Annotated in this window: 16 protein-coding genes; 12 read left to right on the forward strand and 4 right to left on the reverse strand. The window is 57.8% G+C overall.

Annotated elements, in window-relative coordinates; genetic code table 11:
• Positions 1 to 22 precede the first annotated feature (22 nt).
• The 5 genes from ACFQUU_RS25570 to cheB are packed head-to-tail and all read left to right on the forward strand — an operon-like array spanning position 23 to position 5,745.
• Complete coding sequence (locus ACFQUU_RS25570; protein ID WP_382250946.1) at positions 23 to 490, forward strand: chemotaxis protein CheW; 468 nt, start codon at positions 23 to 25, stop codon at positions 488 to 490.
• Positions 487 to 1,734 carry a CheR family methyltransferase gene (locus ACFQUU_RS25575; protein WP_382250947.1) on the forward strand — a complete coding sequence of 416 codons (1,248 nt, stop codon included), beginning with the start codon at positions 487 to 489 and terminating at the stop codon, positions 1,732 to 1,734. The genes ACFQUU_RS25570 and ACFQUU_RS25575 overlap by 4 nt, the downstream gene beginning before the upstream one ends.
• Positions 1,731 to 2,408, forward strand: a complete 678-nt coding sequence (locus ACFQUU_RS25580; RefSeq protein ID WP_382250948.1) for a chemotaxis protein CheW — start codon at positions 1,731 to 1,733, stop codon at positions 2,406 to 2,408. The genes ACFQUU_RS25575 and ACFQUU_RS25580 overlap by 4 nt, the downstream gene beginning before the upstream one ends.
• Positions 2,405 to 4,723: a hybrid sensor histidine kinase/response regulator gene (locus tag ACFQUU_RS25585; RefSeq protein ID WP_382250949.1), complete on the forward strand. Its 2,319-nt coding sequence runs from the start codon at positions 2,405 to 2,407 to the stop codon at positions 4,721 to 4,723. Before ACFQUU_RS25580 ends, ACFQUU_RS25585 begins: the two co-directional genes overlap by 4 nt.
• Positions 4,720 to 5,745: a chemotaxis-specific protein-glutamate methyltransferase CheB gene (gene cheB / locus ACFQUU_RS25590; protein WP_382250950.1), complete on the forward strand. Its 1,026-nt coding sequence runs from the start codon at positions 4,720 to 4,722 to the stop codon at positions 5,743 to 5,745. The genes ACFQUU_RS25585 and cheB overlap by 4 nt, the downstream gene beginning before the upstream one ends.
• Before the next feature lie 30 nt (positions 5,746 to 5,775).
• Here cheB and ACFQUU_RS25595 read toward each other — a convergent pair whose 3' ends face one another.
• The gene (locus tag ACFQUU_RS25595; protein WP_382250951.1) at positions 5,776 to 9,090 is read right to left on the reverse strand and encodes a UvrD-helicase domain-containing protein; all 3,315 of its coding nucleotides are present in this window, start codon (positions 9,088 to 9,090) and stop codon (positions 5,776 to 5,778) included.
• Positions 9,084 to 11,786 carry a PD-(D/E)XK nuclease family protein gene (locus ACFQUU_RS25600; protein WP_382250952.1) on the reverse strand — a complete coding sequence of 901 codons (2,703 nt, stop codon included), beginning with the start codon at positions 11,784 to 11,786 and terminating at the stop codon, positions 9,084 to 9,086. The genes ACFQUU_RS25595 and ACFQUU_RS25600 overlap by 7 nt, the downstream gene beginning before the upstream one ends.
• 287 nt (positions 11,787 to 12,073) lie before the next feature.
• Here ACFQUU_RS25600 and trxA point away from each other — a divergent pair, with 287 nt between their 5' ends.
• A complete protein-coding gene (trxA, locus tag ACFQUU_RS25605) occupies positions 12,074 to 12,400 on the forward strand; it encodes a thioredoxin TrxA (protein WP_057289690.1) in 327 nt (108 codons plus the stop codon).
• A gap of 117 nt (positions 12,401 to 12,517) precedes the next feature.
• The gene (gene rho / locus ACFQUU_RS25610; RefSeq protein WP_382250953.1) at positions 12,518 to 13,783 is read left to right on the forward strand and encodes a transcription termination factor Rho; all 1,266 of its coding nucleotides are present in this window, start codon (positions 12,518 to 12,520) and stop codon (positions 13,781 to 13,783) included.
• Positions 13,784 to 14,179: 396 nt separating this feature from the next.
• Here rho and ACFQUU_RS25615 read toward each other — a convergent pair whose 3' ends face one another.
• Together ACFQUU_RS25615 and ACFQUU_RS25620 are read right to left on the reverse strand one after the other, a co-directional pair.
• The gene (locus tag ACFQUU_RS25615; protein ID WP_382250971.1) at positions 14,180 to 14,467 is read right to left on the reverse strand and encodes a tlde1 domain-containing protein; all 288 of its coding nucleotides are present in this window, start codon (positions 14,465 to 14,467) and stop codon (positions 14,180 to 14,182) included.
• 83 nt (positions 14,468 to 14,550) lie between these two features.
• Positions 14,551 to 14,745 (reverse strand): tlde1 domain-containing protein, encoded by a 195-nt coding sequence (locus tag ACFQUU_RS25620; RefSeq protein ID WP_382250954.1) that lies wholly within the window; start codon positions 14,743 to 14,745, stop codon positions 14,551 to 14,553.
• Positions 14,746 to 14,985: 240 nt separating this feature from the next.
• Between ACFQUU_RS25620 and ACFQUU_RS25625 the strand changes: the two genes are divergently transcribed.
• The 5 genes from ACFQUU_RS25625 (at position 14,986) to ACFQUU_RS25645 (ending at position 21,322) form a co-directional block, all read left to right on the forward strand.
• On the forward strand, positions 14,986 to 15,252 hold the full coding sequence (locus ACFQUU_RS25625; protein WP_382250956.1) for a type B 50S ribosomal protein L31: 267 nt from the start codon (positions 14,986 to 14,988) through the stop codon (positions 15,250 to 15,252).
• A gap of 202 nt (positions 15,253 to 15,454) precedes the next feature.
• Positions 15,455 to 17,170 carry an ArnT family glycosyltransferase gene (locus ACFQUU_RS25630; RefSeq protein WP_382250957.1) on the forward strand — a complete coding sequence of 572 codons (1,716 nt, stop codon included), beginning with the start codon at positions 15,455 to 15,457 and terminating at the stop codon, positions 17,168 to 17,170.
• Positions 17,167 to 18,531: an MATE family efflux transporter gene (locus ACFQUU_RS25635; RefSeq protein WP_382250959.1), complete on the forward strand. Its 1,365-nt coding sequence runs from the start codon at positions 17,167 to 17,169 to the stop codon at positions 18,529 to 18,531. The genes ACFQUU_RS25630 and ACFQUU_RS25635 overlap by 4 nt, the downstream gene beginning before the upstream one ends.
• A gap of 190 nt (positions 18,532 to 18,721) precedes the next feature.
• The gene (locus ACFQUU_RS25640) at positions 18,722 to 20,146 is read left to right on the forward strand and encodes an efflux transporter outer membrane subunit (protein ID WP_382250960.1); all 1,425 of its coding nucleotides are present in this window, start codon (positions 18,722 to 18,724) and stop codon (positions 20,144 to 20,146) included.
• A gap of 48 nt (positions 20,147 to 20,194) precedes the next feature.
• Positions 20,195 to 21,322 carry an efflux RND transporter periplasmic adaptor subunit gene (locus tag ACFQUU_RS25645; protein ID WP_382250961.1) on the forward strand — a complete coding sequence of 376 codons (1,128 nt, stop codon included), beginning with the start codon at positions 20,195 to 20,197 and terminating at the stop codon, positions 21,320 to 21,322.
• The last annotated feature ends 3 nt before the right edge of the window (positions 21,323 to 21,325 follow it).

Here is a 21,325-nt window from a genome sequence, read left to right on the forward strand (position 1 = left end):
CGACAAGAGGATTCAGGACACGATGCGCTACTTGGTTTTCCATCTTGGCAAGGACAGATACGGTCTGGCGACGCATGAACTCGTGCGTGTATTGCCTTTGATGGAACTGAAAGCCTTACCTCAGGCACCGGACTACGTGGCGGGAATCATGAACCTGCACGGCGCTCCGGTCCCGGTGATCGACTTGTGCGCACTTGCGTCTGGCAGGCCGCACACCGCGCGCTACGACACGCGCATCCTGCTTGTCGCGTATCCCGATGCGACCGGAAATCTGCACGATCTCGGCCTGATTGCCGAGGGTGTTGCCGGATTCGCAAACATCGATGCGGATCAGCTTTCCGACACCGGCGTTTCCAATCCGCAGGCGCCTTACCTGGGAGAAGTGACGGCACAAGACGGCAAGTTGCTGCAACTGGTTGATTTGCCTCTGTTATTACCCGCACAGATCAGGGATACGTTGTTTGTCGCGGCCGAACGGAGTGTCTCATGAGCACGGAAACGGCGGCATTGCAGCTACGCCTGCGTCAGCTCACCGGTCTCGACCTGACACGTACCGCTGTCGACACGGCAGTACGAAAGCGAATGAAAGACCTTCATGCAAATGACCGTATTGCGTACATCACGCAAGCGATGCACAAGCAGGACGAGCTGACGGCATTGATTGAACTGGTCGTTGTACCTGAAAGCTGGTTCTTCCGGGACGTCGATGCATTCAATGCCGCGAGGTCCTTCGTCGTGACCAGGCTACGCGAGGTCAGACGCCCGGTAAACATACTCAGCATTCCTTGCGCCGGCGGCGAGGAACCCTACTCCATGGCGATGACGCTGCTCGACGCGGGGTTGTCGCAAAATGACGTAATCATCGAAGGCATCGACATCAGTCTTCAGGCAATTGAACGCGCCAGGCAAGGCATCTTTCAGCGTAATGCATTTCGAACGCCGGACCTCAGCTTTCGTGACCGCTTTTTCACCAGCCAGGCTGATGCTTTCGAGCTCGCCCCTGAGGTGCGGAAGATGGTCCGGTTCCGATGCGGAAATCTGCTCAACCCGGATCAGGAATTGCAGTCAAGTCGCTTCGATCTTATTTTCTGCCGTAATCTGTTGATCTATTTTGATGAGCCCACGCAGCGTGCGGCGATAGCGCGGTTAAACGATCTGCTGATGAACGACGGCCTTCTGTTTGCCGGCTATGCGGAAGCCACCACTTTTTGCCAGTATGGATTTTCGATGGCGCCATTTCCGAAAGCCTTTGCGCTGCGCAAGACAAACAGCGTGGTCCAGTGTGCACCGCTGGCCAACCCCAAGCCGCCGAAGCGTCGAAGTCCCATGCGTACTGCTGCAGCGGCAGTCGTGGAAAATCGCCCACGTCTCCAGATATCCGGAGCGTCGGCTCCCACCGCTCGCCTCGATGATCTGCTCCGGCACGGACGCGAGCTGGCGGATCGCGGCGCATTGGATGATGCGGAGCGGGCCTATCGACAGTGCCTGCAGATAGCGCCGGATTGTGCAGAAGCTTACTTCATGCTGGGGCTGCTGAACGAACAGAGAGACAACATTGCTGAGGCGGCCGAATATCTCAGGCGCACTGTTTATCTTGACCCGAATCATTACGACGCGCTGTGTCACCTGGCGTTGCTGGCCGGGCATGAAGGCGATAACAACACTTCTGAACAATACCGAAGGCGCGCTGCGCGTGTCTATCAGCGCAGAAGCACGGAGCAAAACGAACCATGAGCCAGCATATGACTGAACAATCGGTTGAGGACTGCTGGAACCGCATCGGCGTACGCGGCGATCGCAGCTGCGACCGACTGCCGCAGCATGGGCATTGCCGGCACTGCGATGTACATGCAGATGCTGCCTCCGCACTACTGCAACGTGACCTACCACCAGATTACCGTCAGGAGTGGGCACGGGAATTTGCACCCGTGGCGATAACGGAAGCCGCGGTCGACCACAGCGCGCTGGTCTTCCGTCTGGGCTATGAATGGCTGGCTTTGCCGGCGCGAATGACGATCACCATTGCCGAGCGTGCACTTCCGCATCGATTACCGCATCGGCATGGCGGCTCCCTGCTGGGGATCATCAATGTCAAGGGAAGGCTTTATCCCTGCATGTCGCTCGACCGCCTGCTGGGTATCTCTCCCGATGAGCCGCCGGCAGTTCCGGGGCAGCGTGTCTATCCCCGCCTGCTGGTCATGCAGTTCGAGCAACAGGCTTTTGCCTTGCCGGTACAGGACCTGACCGGCATTCACCGTTATGCTGCACATGACTTGCAAGCCTTGCCTGCCACGTTCAACAGCGCGATGCGACGCTTCCTGACTGGCATGCTGGTGGTCGGTGATCGACGCGTGGGTTGCCTTGATGCGCAGCTGATTGGCCATCAGCTTGCCGGGGAGCTGCGATGAACGGCGAAGACGACTACAGCCACCTGTCGCTGCACCAGCTATTCCGCAGCGAGGCCGAAAGCCAAGCGCAGATACTGACGCAGGGGCTGCTCTTGCTGGACCGGAACGGCCAGGACTTGAAAGCGATCGAGCCACTGATGCGTGCTGCCCACTCACTCAAGGGTGCGGCACGCATCGTCAACATGGAGCCGATTGAAAGACTGTCGCATGTGATGGAAGATTGCTTCGTCGCGGCGCAAAAAGGCAAGCTACAGCTGACCGGTACACGCATAGACCGCCTGCTGTCAGGAGTTGATCTGATCACGCAGCTCGCCTCCCTGAGTGAAGCCGACACGCCCGCCTGGCTCGAACAGAACAAACTGCATGTCGCAAATCTATTGGTTAGCATGTACGAAGCGGCCGATCCGGCCAAGCTGAATGAACCATCGCCCATCGTACCTCCGCTACCTTCGCTACCTTCGGCCACTGCGCCTGCGCCATCTGTCGCCGATGCATATGCTGCCGCCACCCCTACGGTCGTGCCAGCAGCCGTTCCCGTTGCCCCCATTACTCCATCCGCCATTCCGCGGGACGAACAAGTATTGAAAGTCAGCGTGCGCAGCTTCGACCGGCTCCTGTCGCTGGCAAGTGAATCGCGGGTAGCCACGCATTCGCTGGGGCCTTACATGCAAGCGATGCAGCGCTATAAAAAGAAGAAGCATGAAATGGTGACGGCATTCGAACAGCTGTCGGATGCACTGTCTTCAATGCCAATAGACGATACCGTGCGCGAGCGGCTGCTGCAGGTACGCCAGCGTATCGATCCCGTACGCCAGGAACTGGTGTCACGTATTGCAGAACTGGAAGCGTATGAGCGGCGTCTGCTGGCGGTGTCACAGGAAATACTGGATGAAGTGCTGATACTGCGTATGCGCCCCTTCCGCGACGGTGTTCAGGGCTTTCCACGAATGGTGAGAGACCTTGCAAAAAGTCTAGGGAAAGATGCGCGTCTTGAGATTGTCGGTGAAGATACGCTGGTCGATCGCGACATACTTGCCCGAATTGAAAGCCCGATCAACCACATGTTGCGCAATGCCATTGACCACGGCATGGAAATGCCGGAACAGCGCCTCGCCAATGGAAAGCCCGCACGGGGAAGCTTGCGCCTGGAGGCGCGCCACAGTGCCGGCATGCTGACCATCCTCATCAGCGACGATGGTCAGGGCGTGGATCTCGATAGCATCCGTAAAAAACTTATCGAACGGAAGATGGCTAGTGAGGCAATGGCCGCCGAAATGAGCAGTGCTGAGCTGCTCGACTTTCTACTGTTGCCGGCATTCAGTCTCAAGGACACCGCGACCCACGTCTCGGGCCGCGGTGTCGGGCTTGATGCCGTGTCCGCTACGGTGCGGCAGCTGAACGGCACCGTTCGCCTTGAAACCGAAAGCGGCAAGGGATTTTTCATCACCATCACACTTCCCTTGTCGCAGTCCGTCGTTCGTGCGCTGGTAGTGGATATCGCGGGAGAACCGTACGCCATTCCGATTACTAAGATCGATCGAGTGATGGAGATCTCGCGATCCGATATTTTTTCCCTGGAAAACAAACAGTTCTTCGCCATCGGCAAAGACCATATCGGCCTGGTATCTGCCGCGCAGCTGCTGGAACTTGGCGATACCCACGCGACAGAGAGTAGCCTGCCGGTCATCATTGTCGGCTCGGGCCAGCGCCGTCATGCGCTTGCAGTGGACGCCATCATCGGCGAACAAAGCCTCGCCGTGCAACCGATCGACCCTATCTTTGGCAAGCTGCGCGACATATCGGCGGCCGCATTGCTGGACGATGGTTCACCGGTACTCATTCTGGACATTGATGATGTACTGACCAGCATCGACAAGCTTGCCAGCGAGGGTTCATTACGGCAGGTACAGCGTGTGACACAAGAACTCGATGCGATGGCGAAACGTGTACTGGTAATCGACGACTCGCTGACGGTACGGGAGATGGAACGCAAGTTGCTGTCCACGCGTGGCTATAAGGTCGACGTCGCAGTGGATGGCATGGATGGATGGAACGCTGTGCGCAGCGTGAACTACGACCTGGTCATCACTGATGTCGACATGCCGCGCATGGATGGCATAGAACTCGTCACGCTGATCAAGCAGGACGCGCGGCTGCGAACGATTCCGGTAATGATTGTGTCGTACAAGGACAGACCCGAAGACAGGGCGCGCGGCATCACCGCCGGTGCCGATTACTATCTGACAAAAGGCAGTTTCCATGATGAGACCCTGCTGGACGCCGTGGTTGACCTGATCGGAGAAAGCGACAAATGAGAATTGCCATCGTCAATGATGTACTGATTATTGGCGAAGCCCTACGCCGCGTCATTACCAATACACAAGAACATCAGGTGATCTGGGTTGCACGTAGCGGCGAACAAGCAGTGCAGTTCTGCATGAATAATCGCCCCGACCTTATCCTCATGGATCTCGTGATGCCTGGGATGGATGGTGTTGAAGCCACGCGACAGATCATGCAGCATTCTCCTTGCGCGATCCTCCTGGTAACAGCATCGCCGGAAGACAACACCGGCATGGTATTTCGCGCGCTTGGCGCCGGGGCACTTGATGTTACGGCTACCCCGCTCATCACCGGGCAGCCGGGAACCGATCTCGCGCTGCTATCCAAAATACGCACCATTGGCAAACTGATCAGCGCTGACGCCCAGGCAGTGCACCCGGCATCCACCCGTCCCAACTCTTCCGCAAATCTGGAGCAGGAACCTGAAGTGCTGGTCGCGATCGGCGCTTCCACCGGCGGGCCAATGGCACTGGCCAAGGTCTTTGGTCAGTGGACGCCACCAGAGGATGGCGCAGCCGTCATCGTGCAACATATCGACCAGAATTTCACCGATAGTTTTGCCAGCTGGCTGGGTGACCAGATTCGTGTGCCGATCACTGTGATCGATGAAAGTACCCGCCTCGCGCGTGGCAGGATCTACATCGCGAAGACCAATGACCACCTGGTCATGGATGGCCGACATCGATTGAGTTACAGCGCTACGCCACGCGATTATCCTTACCGGCCTTCAGTCGATGTGTTTTTCAAATGCGTAGCCAAATACTGGCAAAAACCGGCAGTCGGCGTCCTCCTGACCGGGATGGGACGCGATGGTGCGCGCGGCTTGCTGGCGATGCGTGATGCCGGAAAGACGACTATTGCGCAGGACCAGACGAGTAGCGCGGTATATGGCATGCCGCGCGCGGCGGCTGATCTGAATGCCGCCGAATTGATTCTTCCGCTGGACAAGATCGGGGCGATGCTTCGTCAGCGAACGCAGCGCAACGGTGAATAAGCGGCAGCACTGCCAATACTTTCCGTGCTGTTATAGCTCCTCGATTTGCCACAACTGGCCATCGGACGTGATCAGTGCTGCGCGCAGTTCCTTGCCCGGGAAGACTTCCTTCGCCGCTTCCCGGTAACGATCCAGTTGCGCCTGGTAGCCCGCACGCTCCGCATCCAGCAAGTCGCGCTTGTAATCAAGAATCCATACTTCCCGCTCGCAGACGACGGCACGGTCGAAGCGCATCACTTCGGTCAGCGTGATGATTTCCAGTTCATTGAACGCCGCATTAAAATGCGCGGGATTGAAGAATCTTTCCAACGTGGGATGACTGAGGATGCGCACGGCCTGTTCACGCACTGTCCTTGCAATATCCGGTGTGCAGCGCAGCCAGCGCGACAGCTGTCGCGTATCCGGCAAAATGAGGGGCCATTGCGGTCCAATAGTCATCCGCTCCAGCAAGGCATGTAGTGCAAGTCCTTCCTGGATGGCGCGATTGGTGAACTCCCTGATCGGCCGTGCAGGACCTGACAGCACAGGGGGTTCGAATAGCGATAGCTCGAACTCGGCGTCGACCGTCATTGTCCGGCCGGTAACCGACATCACCGTATCAACCTGCATCTCCGGCACGGCAAGCAGACGGTGATACCAGCTACCTTCATAACAGCCATTGTCAACAGCGCCCCGGGTCGCCGCTACGCCACTGATTATCAGGGCTTGCTTGGCACGTGTTGCTGCGACATACAGCAGATTCCAGTCTTCCTGTTCCTTAAAACTTTCTTCCGCCGCGAACAAGGTATCGCGGGCCGCACCGCGCTCGGCCTTGCGTCCAAAGCAGGAAAAATGTGTCGGTGCATCGGCGTCCTGCGGCCAGTCGCACAGGATGCCCGCATCGTCGCGTGCCGGGTCGCTGTGATTGGCATCGACCAGCACCACAATCGGCGCTTCCAGTCCTTTCGCGCTATGGATCGTCAGGATGCGTACCGCATCGATCGCGGCGTCCACATTGGCCTCATCCGGTGCGTCGTTCACCGCGCCATTGCGCAGCAAACGAACTGCATCAATGAATTTTGGCAGGCTGGGATACCGACCGGCATCCAGATTCAGTGCGAGCTCGATAAAGGCATCAATGTTGCCCAGCACCTGTGCACGCACCATCGGCGGTGCGGATTGCGCATAGCGGGCGACGAGGCTGCCCTCGTGCACAATCAGATCGAGCAGATCATGCACTGGAAGTCGAGGGGCCGCGTCAAGCCAATGCCGCAACAGCAATGAAGCACGTTGCAATGCCGGTGATATGACGGTCTCCCCTGCCGCCTGAAGACGCGACCACCATGTCGGCTCGGGCCGTTGAGCAAGGAGGATCAGATCTTCATCCGAGGCACCAAAGATCGGCGATTTGAGAACGTGTGCGAGCGCCCGGTTATCGCCCGGCGTGATGAGGAATCCCAACAGCGCTATCAGGTCGGCAACCTCCAGGGATTCCAGCAAGCCGCCGCGCTTGTCCGAAATGAACGGAATACCGACCGCACGCAGGGCACTTTCATACGCCGTCAGATAGCTGCGCTTCTTGACCAGCAGCATCACGTCCGACCATTTCACCGGCGTGTCCTGTCTCGTGCCAAGGTCTTGCATGGCGGCGCGGATCACCGCCGCAACGGCCTTGCCCTCGTCCAGGCGACGGGCATCTTCCTCTTCCTCACGTGCAACACTCAACGGGTCGCGCAAGGTGAAGCCGCCAGCAGCCACCGGTTCTTCTTCCTCGGTGCGGATCAGTGGCAGACGCCACACCGTGCCGCCTTCGCTGCCCAGGGTAGTCTGCGCCGCATAGATGGGATTGCCGACAAATGCTGCATTCAGCACGTCCACGATCGCCAATGCATTGCGTCGCGTCTGGTTGGTGCGTAACACATCAGCGCCCAGTCCGGCCAGCATGTCGCGCGCCGCCGTAAATACGCGCGGCTCGGCACGGCGAAATCGATAGATCGACTGTTTGGGATCGCCGACGACAAATACGCTCGGTGCCTGCGTGTCACCACCATAAGCATTCAGCCAGGCCCTGACGATGCTCCACTGCAGCGGATTGGTGTCCTGGAATTCATCGAGCAGGATATGCTTGTAGCGTGCATCAAGACGGCTCTGCAGATAGGCCGCATGATCAATGTCATTGAGCAAACGGTAAGCCTGCCATTCAAGGTCGCTGAAGTCGAATACACGTTGCTCCGCTTTGGCGGCCTGATAGTGTTCCAGATAGGCCGGACCAACCGTAAATAAGGCCTCATTCAATGCCAGTACCTGGCGCTCGCAACTACGACGTTGCAATTGCAGAAAGTGCTCGGCGACCGAGGTGAATTCTTCTTCAAAGATAGTGGGGCCGTCCGGGCCGATGTTCGATTCGAGCGCCGTGAGCAGCTTGCCGCGCCGATGGTCATTTCCACGCGGCTTGCCCTTGTCGTCACAGAACTGGCTCAGCAACTTGTCGAAATTGTCGATGCAGGCGCCTGCCGTCAAGGCGCTTTCGATGGCAACCGCGCGGTCCTGATTGCGCTTCGCGCCCTGTCCGAGAAGCCAAGCGATATTGAGCAGACGGGCGCGCAGCTTCTCGTCTTCCCAGACAAGCAATCGCGCATCGCTTACACCGTCTTCGCCACACAACTCGCGTAGCCACTCCAGCGGCGCGTCGGTCGACTGCTGCACACTCGCCCACCACTCTGCCCGTTTGCTGACGAAACTATCGATCAGGCCGCGTGCGTTCCAGTCGCCGACCATCTCGTACAACTGCATCAGGGCCGCCCTGACGGGCTGCTGGTCATCGTCGTTGAGCGACTGCATGAAACGGCCATAGGCTTCGCGCAATAACTCGCCGGTCGATTCAGTGAGGCTGTAGCCGTGCGGAACGCCGGAGGACAGCGGCGCAATCTGCACCAACCTCGCGAACCAGCTATGGAAGGTGTCGATGGAAAGGCTTTGCGGGCTGGACAGAACGCGTTCATACAAGCTGCGTGCGACCGGCAACAGGCGCGGCACCTCATGCTGCGGGACACCACGTTCAACCAGCAGTACCGTGACGTCGGCTTCGGGTTGCAAGGCCAGGTCATGCAGCAGTTGCATCAGGCGCTCACGCATTTCCTGTGCCGCCTTCCGCGTGAACGTGATCGCGAGTAGTTCTGCTGGCTGGGCGCCGGCGAGCAGCAGGCGCAACATGCGTGCAACCAGCAACCAGGTCTTGCCGCTACCCGCGCAGGCTTCGACGACGACGGAACGCGCGGGGTCGCAGGCGATCCGGGTGAAGGATGCGGCATCGACCGCTTCGCCATTGGCTTCGTAAGCACGTGCGGAACGCAGCGTCATCACCATGCTCCCTTACGGCACAAGCCGCGCACTTCGCAGAATACGCATATACGTTCAATGCCGCTTGCCCGAAGCGGTGCGCCGGTGGCGATGGCGCGTACGTTATCGACAATCTGTTTTTCCAGCATGGCCTGCCATTCGATGAAATTCTTTGCTTCGGCATCGCCGGTCTTGTCCTTGGTGACTTCGAGTGCGACGAAGTGCGCCGCAGCGACCGGGAGATCGGACAACATGCCATAGAAGGCAAGCTGATGGTCTTCGGTTTCCTTGATCTTGTCGCGCAGCGCCTGCACATTGCGGGTCTTGTAATCCAGCACCGCACGTGAACCATCTTCATGTTCATCGATGCGATCAATGCAGCCATGCAGGGTGATCTGCCCGCCGTCCCAGTTCAGGCTTTTCTCGAAACGTTGTTCGCCAAACACAAACCGCCATCCGCCGGCTTCGCGCTCATTAGCCCATTCCAGGTAGGCCGGAATCACCTTCTGCCAGCGCGCATAGTAGCCGAGCGCAGCGGCGCTCTGTGCCAGCGCGTCGTCAAAGATTTTTTGCGAGATGTCACGCAACAGTTCCTCGCGCGCCGTCACGGCAATCTTGTGATCGCGCACGGTCTCATGATAAGTCCTGAGGATGGCATGCAGCCAATCGCCGTAATCGCGCTTCTCGGGCATATCGGACAATTCGTCGAGGCTGGCAAGACCCAGCATGCGGGTTGCAAAAAACTGGTAGGGACAGGCAACAAGGCTGTTGTAGGCACTTGCCGAGAGCTTGCGCGGCAATAGCTGCGGCGCCGCCGGCGACGGCATGCGTACCGGCAACGTCTTCAGCACCTGGCGAGCGATGTCGATACTGTGCATAGGCAGTATTTCAGCACCGGCGCGTTCCAGTGTCAGTTGCAGGCGCTCGACCCAGGTGCTCACTGCGTTCGGCTCACCGTTGCGATATGACTGGTACGACAGCACTACATGCGGATTCGCATGTAATAACTCGGCAAAATCCCGCATTTGCATGCGTTGCCGCATTTCCTTTGTCGCGAGGCCAAGTTCGCGCCGTACGGCATCGGCAAAGAACAGGGTTTCATTGAGCTGAGACGGCAGGTGATCGGCATCGGCGCCCACCATGATGACTGCGTCGAATGTCCGCAGCTGAGCACCGTTCAATTGCAGCATGACGACACGGCGATCGAAATCTTCCGGCACATATGGTGTGGATTCCAGCTGCAGGCTGAGGAAGGCGCGCCATTCGGCAAACGAGAATGCGTGATGCGTATCGCCACAGTCGTGGATCAGCATGTCGAGCAGCGACACTACCTGGACGCCGGCTTCATCGGTTTCGAGCGCGTCGCGCATGGCGAGCGCACGCAAGGCATTGTCTGTTGCCTCACCCCATTCGCTGAGTGTCTTGCGGCCGGTCAGTGTGCTCGCCTGCGCAGCGATCAATTCAATCAGTTGCCGTGATTCCGGCGCGTTCTTCAGTACGTTGAGCGCCGCATCCCAACCGCCCAGGACATTGTAGCGGCGTAGTGCATGTTCGATTTCCATCACGCGGTCAGGCTTGTCCGGCCGGTCGGAAAATACGCATGGCGACTTAAGCAGATCGAGCAATGCAACGGTTTCTGCGCGCATGCTGACGACATCGAGCAGAGCGGCGATCGCTGCTGCGGTACGCGTGGTCGAGAGTTTCCAGCCGGTCTCGTCGGACACGTAAATGGTAGCGCGCTCCAGCAGCGCACGAATACGGCGCGCCACCACCCGGTCTTGCGCGATGATGGCGATGCAGGACTTGCCTTGCTGCAGCCAGCCGATGATGGTCTGCGCCGCATGCTGGGCTTCTTCTTCGAGACTGCCGCAGGCGTGCAGCGACACGCCGTCTGGCCTGGTGATGTGTGTCTCGTCGACATATGCCGGAGGCTGGTGCTCATCCTGCTCCGGCATTTCCGGCCACGCCTTCGCAAACACCGGCGCAATGACATCGGCATGCCAGTCCAGCCGGACTTGCTGGACCGCCTGCCGTTCGCCGTAGGCCCGCAGGAAAGCGTCATGCAAGGCATCTGGTTTGCCTGGGCTGATCCACACCAAGGGCGCATCGGCAAGCGCCGCCAGGCGCATCATGCGAGCAAGACAAGCCGCGGTAGAGTCGTTACTGCCAAGCTGGGTTTTCCAGAGCGACCAGACCAGTTGCGATTCGTCGGAAAGGATATTGCGTGCCGGCAGGGGAAGCTGTTCAAGCGCCGCCTGCCATTTCTCTTCCGCCGCGTTCGGCTCGATGTGCATTGCGGGCAGCAGCGCTTCGCTCAGTTCATCGAACAGCGTCATCAGGGTTTGCGCCAACGGCAGCAGGTCGACATTGCGGCGCGCAGCGAACAGTTTCTTCAGCCAGGCGTGCTGACGCAGTTCCGCATACAGCAACATCATGCGCTCGGTCCCGGAACTGATCGGCACTTCGTCCGGATCGGGCGGCAGCATCTTCAGCCAGGCCTGCAACGTCGTGATGCGTGGCGGCACAAAGGTGCGGTTCAATTCGGCGGCCAGGGCGCTCTTCAGCAGTTGCGCATGACAGAAATTGGGAACCAGTACCCTCACCGTCGAAAAATCGCCTGCATGGCTATTCGGCTCCGATTCCCTCCATTGCCTGAGCAGGATGCGTGCAAGCTGGGGCCAGAAGTTGGCGGATGGGGGAAGCAGGAGGGAAGTAAGCGGCATCTGGTAGCAGAATGATAGGGAAAGCGGACACAGGCTGCGCCTGACTCTTTCCGCATTTTATGTGAGTCCCGGCAAAAATTGAGGTACCGGCTACACTTTTCACGAAAATCGGTTATGATTTACCAACTCCCCGCCGCACTACGTCTTGCAGCACCGTTCTACGGGCTTGAAATCGCGCAATGACGTCTCCACTTGCTTATTGCAATTCCGGACATAGTAGTCAACGGGATCGAGCAAGGTCAGTCGCAGGCGCTGATTTATACCTTTGAACCTCTTCTGAGGAAACCATGAGCGAAAATATCAAATACATTACGGATGCATCTTTCGAGTCTGACGTTCTCAAGTCCGACAAGCCGGTGCTGGTCGATTTCTGGGCAGAATGGTGCGGCCCTTGCAAAATGATCGCTCCTATCCTGGAAGAAGTCGCCAAGGAATATGACGGCAAGATCCAGATCGCCAAATTGGACGTTGACGCCAACCAGGCGGTGCCCGCCAAGTTCGGTATTCGTGGCATTCCGACACTGATCCTGTTCAAGAACGGCGTTCCGGCTGCACAAAAGGTCGGCGCGATGGCAAAAGGCCAGCTAACCTCGTTCATCGACAGCAACATTTAATGTAAGATTGCGGCGGTGCATTCGTACCGCCGCAGTTGTATTAACGCTCTATTTTTGATTTAACCATCCTCGCAGTTCCCTCCCCCACCTTTTACTTCCCATCCCGGGACATCCACTATGCATTTATCTGAACTCAAGGCGCTCCACGTCTCGGCTCTGCTGGACATGGCCATCGGTCTCGAAATCGACAACGCCGCCCGCTTGCGCAAACAGGAATTAATGTTTGCCATTCTTAAAAAGCGTGCAAAAGGCGGTGAACAGATTTTCGGTGACGGCGCTCTCGAAGTATTGCCGGACGGATTCGGTTTCCTCCGCTCCCCCGATGCCAGCTACATGGCGTCGACTGACGACATTTATATTTCTCCTTCGCAGATCCGCCGCTTCAACCTGCACACCGGCGATTCCATCGAAGGTGAAGTCCGTACCCCGAAAGATGGCGAGCGCTATTTCGCACTGGTAAAGGTGGACAAGGTCAACGGCGAACCGCCGGAGGCTTCCAAGCACCGTATCCTGTTCGAAAACCTGACGCCGCTGCACCCGAACAAGTTACTCCACCTCGAACGCGAAATGCGCGGCGAGGAAAACATTACCGGCCGCATCATCGACATGATCGCACCGATCGGCCGCGGTCAACGCGGCCTGCTGGTGGCATCGCCCAAGTCCGGTAAATCCGTGATGCTGCAGCACATTGCACATGCGATCACGACCAACCATCCGGATACCGTGCTGATCGTGCTCCTGATCGACGAACGTCCTGAAGAAGTGACGGAAATGCAGCGCTCGGTGCGCGGCGAAGTGGTCGCGTCGACCTTTGACGAACCGGCCACACGGCACGTGCAGGTCGCCGAAATGGTTCTTGAAAAGGCCAAGCGCCTGGTGGAAATGAAGCGTGACGTCGTCATTTTGCTGGATTCCATCACCCGCCTCGCCCGCGCCTACAACACGGTGATTCCGGCATCGGGCAAGGTACTGACCGGTGGTGTTGACGCCAACGCATTGCAGCGCCCTAAGCGCTTCTTCGGTGCCGCGCGTAATGTCGAAGAAGGCGGTTCGCTGACCATCATCGCTACCGCGCTGATCGAAACCGGTAGCCGCATGGACGACGTGATCTACGAAGAATTCAAGGGCACGGGCAACATGGAAGTTCACCTGGAACGCCGTCTTGCCGAGAAACGTGTCTATCCTGCCATCAACCTCAACAAATCCGGTACCCGCCGCGAAGAGTTGCTGATCAAGCCGGATCAGCTGCAAAAGATCTGGGTACTACGCAAGCTGCTCTACGGCATGGACGAGATCGAAGCGATGGAATTCATTCTCGACAAGATGAAGTCGACGAAGAACAATCTTGAGTTCTTCGACATGATGCGACGCGGCGGAAACTAAGGAATTTGTTGCTCGGACAAAGGGCGCATGCTTCACGCATGCGCCCTTTTTTCATGTCTGTCTGGGATTCAGGAAGTTAAGACACAAACTCACTTGCTGAAGTACTACCTTTTCGATGTTATTTCGGGCTCAGTCAGGTTTTGACAGTTGGTTTGCGGAAAATGCTCCGCAACAATCTGGTAAATAGAAATACACATCCGACCGATGGCAATATTGACACCACCAAGGTGAGTAAAAGTTCGATATCAGAAGCAAAGCCAGGATCCGCTCCCCGATCAACTTTGTAATTAATCCAGGCCCAGACCTTTTCGGACCATTCGGTTTGAAGCCACCATCGTGTTAGCTGAATGGAAAGTAGCAGGCTGCAGATACCGGGCCAAAGGTACAGTCTAATTTTCATGAGACTTGCAATGTCCCGTAAACTTTGAGGTTAGTGCCTGTAACCTTTACAGGGCTTACACTGGTTAAAACCATGCGAAGGTGGCGAAAATCAGCCTCCTGATCAATAACCACACATCCTTCACTTCTTCCAAGCGCCCCTTTCGGATGTAATCTGAAATTACCTCTTCTAACTTGGTCGCAATAGGTCTCGTCATCAAGTCGTTGGTCTATCGCATATAAGGCAAACCAATCTGTTCTTCCAGATAGCAAGTCCCTGATTTTTCCTAGTGTGGTGTCCTGCAGATATCTTTATTTAATATTGGAAATCAAATGGCTATCGGATGCCGCAAAAGTGCGATCACTTATTTGAAGTTTTTTGCGGGACACTACACTAGGCGGCCTCCAGATTGCCGGTCAAGGATAAAGTACCTTCCAGGAGGAATGGGCCCGATTTGTTTCATACACGCCAAAGAGCGCTGGTTTGCGTGTATGCCTAAGCCGGAAAACGCTGAGTAGACCTGCCCACTTAACCTGAAAGTGCTCATGGGCTGATTATTTAATTCAAATTGGCACTGAAACATCACTGATCCTTGGAAAGGCAAATTACACGGAACCGTATTTCGGAGATGGATTTTCCAGCCATATTGCAATTTAATCAACTACGATTATTAACTGTTCACCGATAGCAAAGAGCGGAAGCCACCCTTTCGATTGATGTATAATTTCCGGTTTTCACCCACGGCAAGTGACCGGCAATCGGGTCAAGAAGCAAGACGACCGACGAAGTGCCGATTGGCTACCAAACTAATCAGAGGAAAAGCATGAAAGAAGGCGCACACCCGAATTATCGCGAAGTCGTATTCCAGGACATGTCCAACGACTTCAAATTCATCACACGTTCGACGATCCAGACCAAGGAAACCATCAACTTCGAAGGCAAGGACTATCCCCTCGTCAAGATTGAAGTTTCCGCTGAGTCCCACCCGTTCTACACTGGCAAGCACAAGATCGTCGACACCGCCGGCCGCGTTGAGAAATTCCGCCAGAAGTTCGGCACACGTGGTTCGAAGACACAAGCCGCAGGTTAATTTCCTGCTGTTTGCGTGTTGTTTGGAAAAAGGCAGCTCAGGCTGCCTTTTTTGCTTTTCAGGCAGCATGGGTAGTGCTTTTCCGGCACAATTACGCCGAACTCAATAACAAGGTTCCAGCCTGTACCTTGCTGAACACCAATTCCATGAATTGCGTCGGCATTCCGCAGCTGGACACATAAAAACCATTCCAGTTTCCATCATGAAGCCTGTCCGCCTTCCTGCCGCTGCTACGCAGGCGCTTCCACGCGCGGCTTTGTTCGCGCTTTGCCTGCTCTATATCGTGCCGGGCCTGATCGGACGCGATCCCTGGAAAACTGATGATGCGGCTGGCTTCGGCATCATGTGGACCATGGCGCACGGTTCACTGGAAGACTGGTTATTCCCGCATATCGTCGGTCTGCCGATGGCGGAAAAGGGGCCGCTGGCTTACTGGATCGGCGCCGTTTGCATCAAGCTGTTCGGCTGGCTCATGGGCGACGCGCTTGCAGCGCGGATCGCACCTGCCGGTTTCTTCCTGCTTGGTTCGATGGCAGTCTGGTACACCACCTATCTGCTGGGGCGGCGGCAGGAAGCACAGCCTTTGAAGCTGGCTTTCGGCGGCCAACCTGAGCCTAGTGACTACGGACGTACACTCGCTGACGGTGCCTTGCTCATTTTCCTTGGCTGCCTCGGCCTGCTGCTGCATAGCCATAGCACCAGCACCGAAGCGCTTCAGGTATCAATGGTGGCTTTCTGTCTGTACGCTGCCACGACATTGTTTGAAAAATGTTCACTGCGGGCTGCGGCCTTGCTGGGCCTGAGCATGGGTCTGCTGGTCCTGTCGCGCGGCTGGGTGGTTCCGCTGGCGCTCTGGCTCGGGCTGCTGTCTCTCGCATCATTTCGTGAACGCACCATTGTCCTGCGGCTGGTGGCAGTAACGTTTCCGGTAGCAATCGCAGTTGCCAGTCCCTGGCTGATCGCAAGCAACATCGTTCGGCCATTCGGCAGTACCCCGTATGATGCATGGATGCTCTGGAACTATGGACAGCTTGGCTTGCCATCGTATGAAACGCTGCGCAACTTTTTCAAGAACGGTATCTGGTTTGCCTGGCCAGCATGGCCATTTGCAGGATGGGCGGTTTATGCCTGGCGTCGGCAGTATCAGGCGCCGCATATCACCATTCCGCTAACTTTCTTTATTGCCTGCGCCCTGCTCGCCCTGTTTCATACCCGCTCCGAGGACGGTGTGCTGTTGCCAATGCTGCCGCCGTTGGCAATCCTTGCCGCATTTGGCCTCCCAACGATGAAACGCGGCGCGATCAATGCTGTCGATTGGTTCTCGGTCATGACGCTGACGACTTGCGCCGGGTTTATCTGGATCGGATGGATTGCCAAGCAGACAGGGTGGCCGGCACAGATTGCCAAGAATGCGTTCAAGCTTGCTCCGGGTTTCAAACCGGAATTCAACCTGCTGGCTTTCCTTGTCGCAGTCTTTGCCAGCATCGGCTGGGTGCTGCTGGTGCGTTGGCGCGTGGCGCGGCGGCCATCCGTGCTGTGGCGAGCGGTAGTGCTGTCGTCCGGTGGTGTGATCTTGTGCTGGCTCTTGCTGATGACGCTGTGGCTGCCATGGATTAACTACGGCAAGAGTTACGCAAGTGTCGCTCATCAGCTTGCCGAACGTCTGCCGCAGGGAAAGTACTGTATCAATACCAATGTCGGCCCGGCGCAACGCGCATCGTTCGTGTATTTCGGGGAAGTGCCGTTTTCGCAATTCCATGATGCGGACTGCCGGTTTTTACTGCTTCAGGATAGCAAACGTGGCCGGGATAACATCAAGACTGTCCAGTATGGCGGCAGTAAATGGCGCCTGCTCTGGGAAGGGCGCCGTCCGTCAGACAAGGACGAGCGCTTCCGGCTATTTGAACGCTTGAATTGAAAGAAACTCGCAACCACACCACACGCATTGCCGCCCTCGCCTGGCCCATTCTGGTCGGCCAGCTGGCAGTGATCGCCAACGGGGTCATCGATACAGCGATGACCTCACGCTTTTCGGCAACGGATCTGGCCGCGCTCGCCATCGGCACATCGGTCTACGTAAGTATTTTCGTCGGTCTGAACGGTGTACTGGCGGCGATCTCTCCGGTCGTCGGACAACTGTTCGGGGCGGGACGTTACAACGATATCGGGACTGAAATGAAACAGGGCGCATGGCTGGCCCTGTTCCTGACCATTGCCGGATGCATGGCGCTGGTTTTTCCCACACCCTTGCTGTCGCTGGCGCACGCCTCACCTGAACTGAATGACAAGGCGACGCTTTACCTGCGTACGCTTGCATTCGCCCTGCCGGCGACCATGGGATTTCGCCTGTACGCGTCGCTCAATACCGCAATCGGGCGACCGAAAATGGTGATGGCGCTGCAAATCGCCGGCCTGGTCTTGAAGGTGCCAGTCAATGCCTTGTTCATTTTCGGTGGCCTGGGTATTCCAGCCATGGGTGGTCCCGGCTGTGCGCTCGCCACCACGCTGATTTCATGGTTCATGTTCATCACTTGCGCGGTGATCCTGCGCACTGGCACAAGCTACCATGCTTACGGACTGTTTGGCACTGGCTTCATCCTGCCAAGCTGGAAGGCTCAGCGCGAGTTGCTTCGGCTCGGCATTCCGATGGGTCTGAGCTATCTGATCGAAGTCACTGCCTTCACCTTCATGGCCTTGTTTATTGCAAGGCTGGGGGCAACTACCCTGGCTGGTCATCAAGTCACGGCCAACTTTGCGACTGTTCTGTACATGCTGCCGCTGGCGATCGCAAATGCCACCGGCACCCTGGTCGCGCAAGCGATCGGCGCTCGCAACCTGGAAACCGCGCGCCGTATCGGCACATCCGGCATCCGGCTTGCCGCAATACTGGCGGTCAGTATCGGAGGCCTGGTGTGGTTATCACGAGGCCTGATCGTGCGCGCTTACACGCCCGACCCGGCGATCGTGACAGCAGCGCTACCCCTGTTCGTTTTCATTGCGTTTTATCAGCTTTTCGATTCGGTTCAGGTGACAACGGCATTCGTGCTGCGGGCTTACAAGGTAGCCGTCGTACCAACCCTCATCTATGCAGTGGCACTGTGGGGTATCGGACTCGGTGGCGGGTATATCCTCGGACTGAATCCCTATGGCATTGCGCCGCCGGTACTGCAGGGGGCCGCAGGTTTCTGGATGGGGAATAGCGCCAGCCTTGCACTGGTTGCGGCCGGCCTGCTCTGGTATCTGAAAGTCGTGCAGCGACAGGCGCGTTATAGTCATTGAATGCGGTGTAACCGGCTGTCTTTTGCCTATACCATGGCGGGATTTAATGCAGTTTTCGCATGGTATGGAACTATGGGATGGCATTCCCTGTTTTTCTTGCCCAATTTTCTTGCCTGATAGCGGGTCTGCGACCGTAAGCCCATGACAACCATGCATGCAATACGCATATGACTACCCATATGAAAGAAGCATGAAGACATTTCGACTGTTTGCAACAACCAGCTTGCCACTCTTGCTCGCAGCCTGCTCGGCCACCGTGCCACCGGTCAAGGTGGAGGCTAACACACCGCCGCAGTGGCACGCCGCCCTGCCCGCCGCACCCGCCGATGCACGACCGGGTTTGCCGCATGGCGGAAGCGTGGAAGACCTTTCGCACTGGTGGCAACAGCACAACGATCCTTTACTTGTCGAATTGATTGCGGCGGCACAGGAGGCCAGTCCCACTCTCTCCGCAGCCACATCACGGATTGCCCAGGCGCGCGCCAGCCAAACCACTGCCGGCGCGGCCCTGCTGCCCGCACTGGATGGTTCTGTCAGCGCAACCCGCGCCCGTTCGCAACCGCCGACACCAACCGGAAGCGCCTTGCAGGCCGGCCTGCAGGCAGGGTGGGAAATCGATCTGTTTGGCGGCAATCGGGCAGCGCTTACCGCAGCGGAGGAACGCCTGGCTGGCGCGCAGGCCGGCTGGCATGAAGCGCGCGTCTCGGTCGCCGCTGAACTGGCGATCCGGTATTACCAGCTATGCGGCTGCGAACTGCTGTTGGCCATTACCAGATCAGATGCCACTTCGCGCGCAGAGACGGCACGTCTGGCCGGCCTCAGTGCCGACGCGGGCTTTCAGGCACCGGCCAATGCCGCGCTTGCCCGGGCCAGCGCGGCGGATGCCAACAGCCGGGCCACTCAGCAACAAGGTCAATGCGAAGTGCAATTGAAAGCGTTGACATCTCTGACCACGCTACCCGAAGCAGCACTCAGGCAACGCCTTGCCAGTTCCCCCGCAGTGCTTCCGCAAAGTTTTTTGATGTCGGTTGACAGCCTGCCCGCCAACATCTTGTCGCAGCGGCCCGACGTGTTCAATGCCGAACGTGAAGTCGCTGCTGCAAGTGCCGACGTTGGCGCCGCCGATGCGCAACGTTACCCGCGCCTGACCCTGAGCGGATCAGTGGGTGCGACGCGATTCCGTACCGGCGGCACGGACCTTGATCTGACGACCTGGTCAATAGGGCCGCTTGCGCTCAGCCTGCCGGTGTTTGACGGTGGGCGGCGCGCGGCCAATGCCGAAGCGGCACGCGCGCGTTATGACGATGCCGTGGTCCGCTATCGGGCGCAGGTCAGGCAAGCGGTACGCGAAGTCGAGGAAGCCCTGGTCACCTTGCAAAGCACAGCCTCACGCAGCGACGATGCGCGCGTGGCGGCAGAAGGCTATCGCAATTCCTTCGCCGCGACCGAAGCACGCTACAAGGGAGGGCTTGCCAGCCTGGTCGAACTGGAAGAATCCCGCCGCACCCGCCTGGCCGCGGAACTCGCCGTCGTCACGCTGCAAAATGAACGTATCAATGCATGGATTGCGCTGTACCGAGCCGCCGGAGGCGGATGGCGTACCACGCAATACTGATTAATACTGACCCATGCACTTCCCTTATGACGTGGACACACTGAAAACATGAAACGCATTTTTCTCAAACCGCTTTCGATTGCTTTGTTTGCCGCAGCCGTGTTGTCGGCGATAGCTATCATGCTGGTATCGGGCAAGTCGGTCGCCGCCGATGACAAGGGTGGCCCGGGTCCAAAACCGGCACTGACCGTCACTACTATCAAGCCGTCCCAAGCCAACGTACCTGTCAAGCTGGGAGCGAATGGCAATATCGCGGCCTGGCAAGAAGCCATCGTCGGCAGCGAGTCCAATGGCTTGCGCCTGACCGATGTGCGTGTCAACGTTGGTGACACGGTACGCGCAGGCCAGATCCTCGCAACGTTCGCCGATGAAAGCGTCAAGGCGGACGTGGCACAGGCTCGCGCAACGCTTATGGAAGCACAGGCCAATGCCGCCGATGCGGCGGGCAATGCAGCCCGTGCCCGTACACTGCAGGAGACCGGCGCACTCAGCACCCAGCAGATCAATCAATACCTTACTACCGAGCAGACCGCCAAGGCCAAGGTTGAGGCAGCCAAGGCGACACTATCAGCACAACAGTTGCGCCTGAAGTATGCACGCCTGACGGCCCCGGATCACGGCATCATCTCGTCGCGCAGTGCCACCGTCGGCGCGGTCGTCCCTGCCGGCACCGAGTTGTTCAGGCTGATCCGTCAAGGCCGTCTCGAATGGCGCGCCGAAGTCACGGCAACCGAATTGGGCAAACTGCGCGTCGGCACACCTGCCGTGGTCACCGCCGCCAACGGTACCGAAATCAAGGGCCGCATTCGCAAGTTTGCGCCGACGGTCGATCCGCAGACCCGATCCGCACTGGTCTATGTCGATCTCACACCGACCGCCGATAACGTCGCACCTGCCAAGGCCGGCATGTTTGCCAAAGGCGAGTTCGATCTCGGCATGTCTACAGCGCTGACCGTTCCCCAGCAAGCCATTGTGGTCCGCGATGGGTTCAGCTATGTATTCCGCCTCAATCCGGACAATCGTGTCAGCCAGGTCAAAGTAAAAACCGGCCGTCGCCTTGCAGACCGGGTCGAAGTACTCGAAGGCATCAACGCCGAGGCCGCCGTCGTCGCAAGCGGCGCCGGCTTCCTCAACGACGGCGACCTGGTCAAGGTCGTGACGCCGGCCGCCAAATAAGGA

The organism is Herbaspirillum sp. GCM10030257, from assembly GCF_042666555.1.
In the GTDB taxonomy this organism is placed as follows: domain Bacteria; phylum Pseudomonadota; class Gammaproteobacteria; order Burkholderiales; family Burkholderiaceae_D; genus Noviherbaspirillum.

Excerpts from the sequence above, each read along its gene's own strand:
- rho (WP_382250953.1), top strand. The coding sequence starts at position 12,518 with ATGCATTTATCTGAACTCAAGGCGCTCCACGTCTCGGCTCTGCTGGAC.
- ACFQUU_RS25620 (WP_382250954.1), bottom strand. The coding sequence starts at position 14,745 with ATGTTTCAGTGCCAATTTGAATTAAATAATCAGCCCATGAGCACTTTC.
- ACFQUU_RS25585 (WP_382250949.1), top strand. The coding sequence starts at position 2,405 with ATGAACGGCGAAGACGACTACAGCCACCTGTCGCTGCACCAGCTATTC.
- ACFQUU_RS25625 (WP_382250956.1), top strand. The coding sequence starts at position 14,986 with ATGAAAGAAGGCGCACACCCGAATTATCGCGAAGTCGTATTCCAGGAC.
- cheB (WP_382250950.1), top strand. The coding sequence starts at position 4,720 with ATGAGAATTGCCATCGTCAATGATGTACTGATTATTGGCGAAGCCCTA.
- ACFQUU_RS25600 (WP_382250952.1), bottom strand. The coding sequence starts at position 11,786 with ATGCCGCTTACTTCCCTCCTGCTTCCCCCATCCGCCAACTTCTGGCCC.
- ACFQUU_RS25580 (WP_382250948.1), top strand. The coding sequence starts at position 1,731 with ATGAGCCAGCATATGACTGAACAATCGGTTGAGGACTGCTGGAACCGC.
- ACFQUU_RS25630 (WP_382250957.1), top strand. The coding sequence starts at position 15,455 with ATGAAGCCTGTCCGCCTTCCTGCCGCTGCTACGCAGGCGCTTCCACGC.
- trxA (WP_057289690.1), top strand. The coding sequence starts at position 12,074 with ATGAGCGAAAATATCAAATACATTACGGATGCATCTTTCGAGTCTGAC.
- ACFQUU_RS25575 (WP_382250947.1), top strand. The coding sequence starts at position 487 with ATGAGCACGGAAACGGCGGCATTGCAGCTACGCCTGCGTCAGCTCACC.
- ACFQUU_RS25645 (WP_382250961.1), top strand. The coding sequence starts at position 20,195 with ATGAAACGCATTTTTCTCAAACCGCTTTCGATTGCTTTGTTTGCCGCA.
- ACFQUU_RS25570 (WP_382250946.1), top strand. The coding sequence starts at position 23 with ATGCGCTACTTGGTTTTCCATCTTGGCAAGGACAGATACGGTCTGGCG.
- ACFQUU_RS25595 (WP_382250951.1), bottom strand. The coding sequence starts at position 9,090 with ATGGTGATGACGCTGCGTTCCGCACGTGCTTACGAAGCCAATGGCGAA.
- ACFQUU_RS25640 (WP_382250960.1), top strand. The coding sequence starts at position 18,722 with ATGAAGACATTTCGACTGTTTGCAACAACCAGCTTGCCACTCTTGCTC.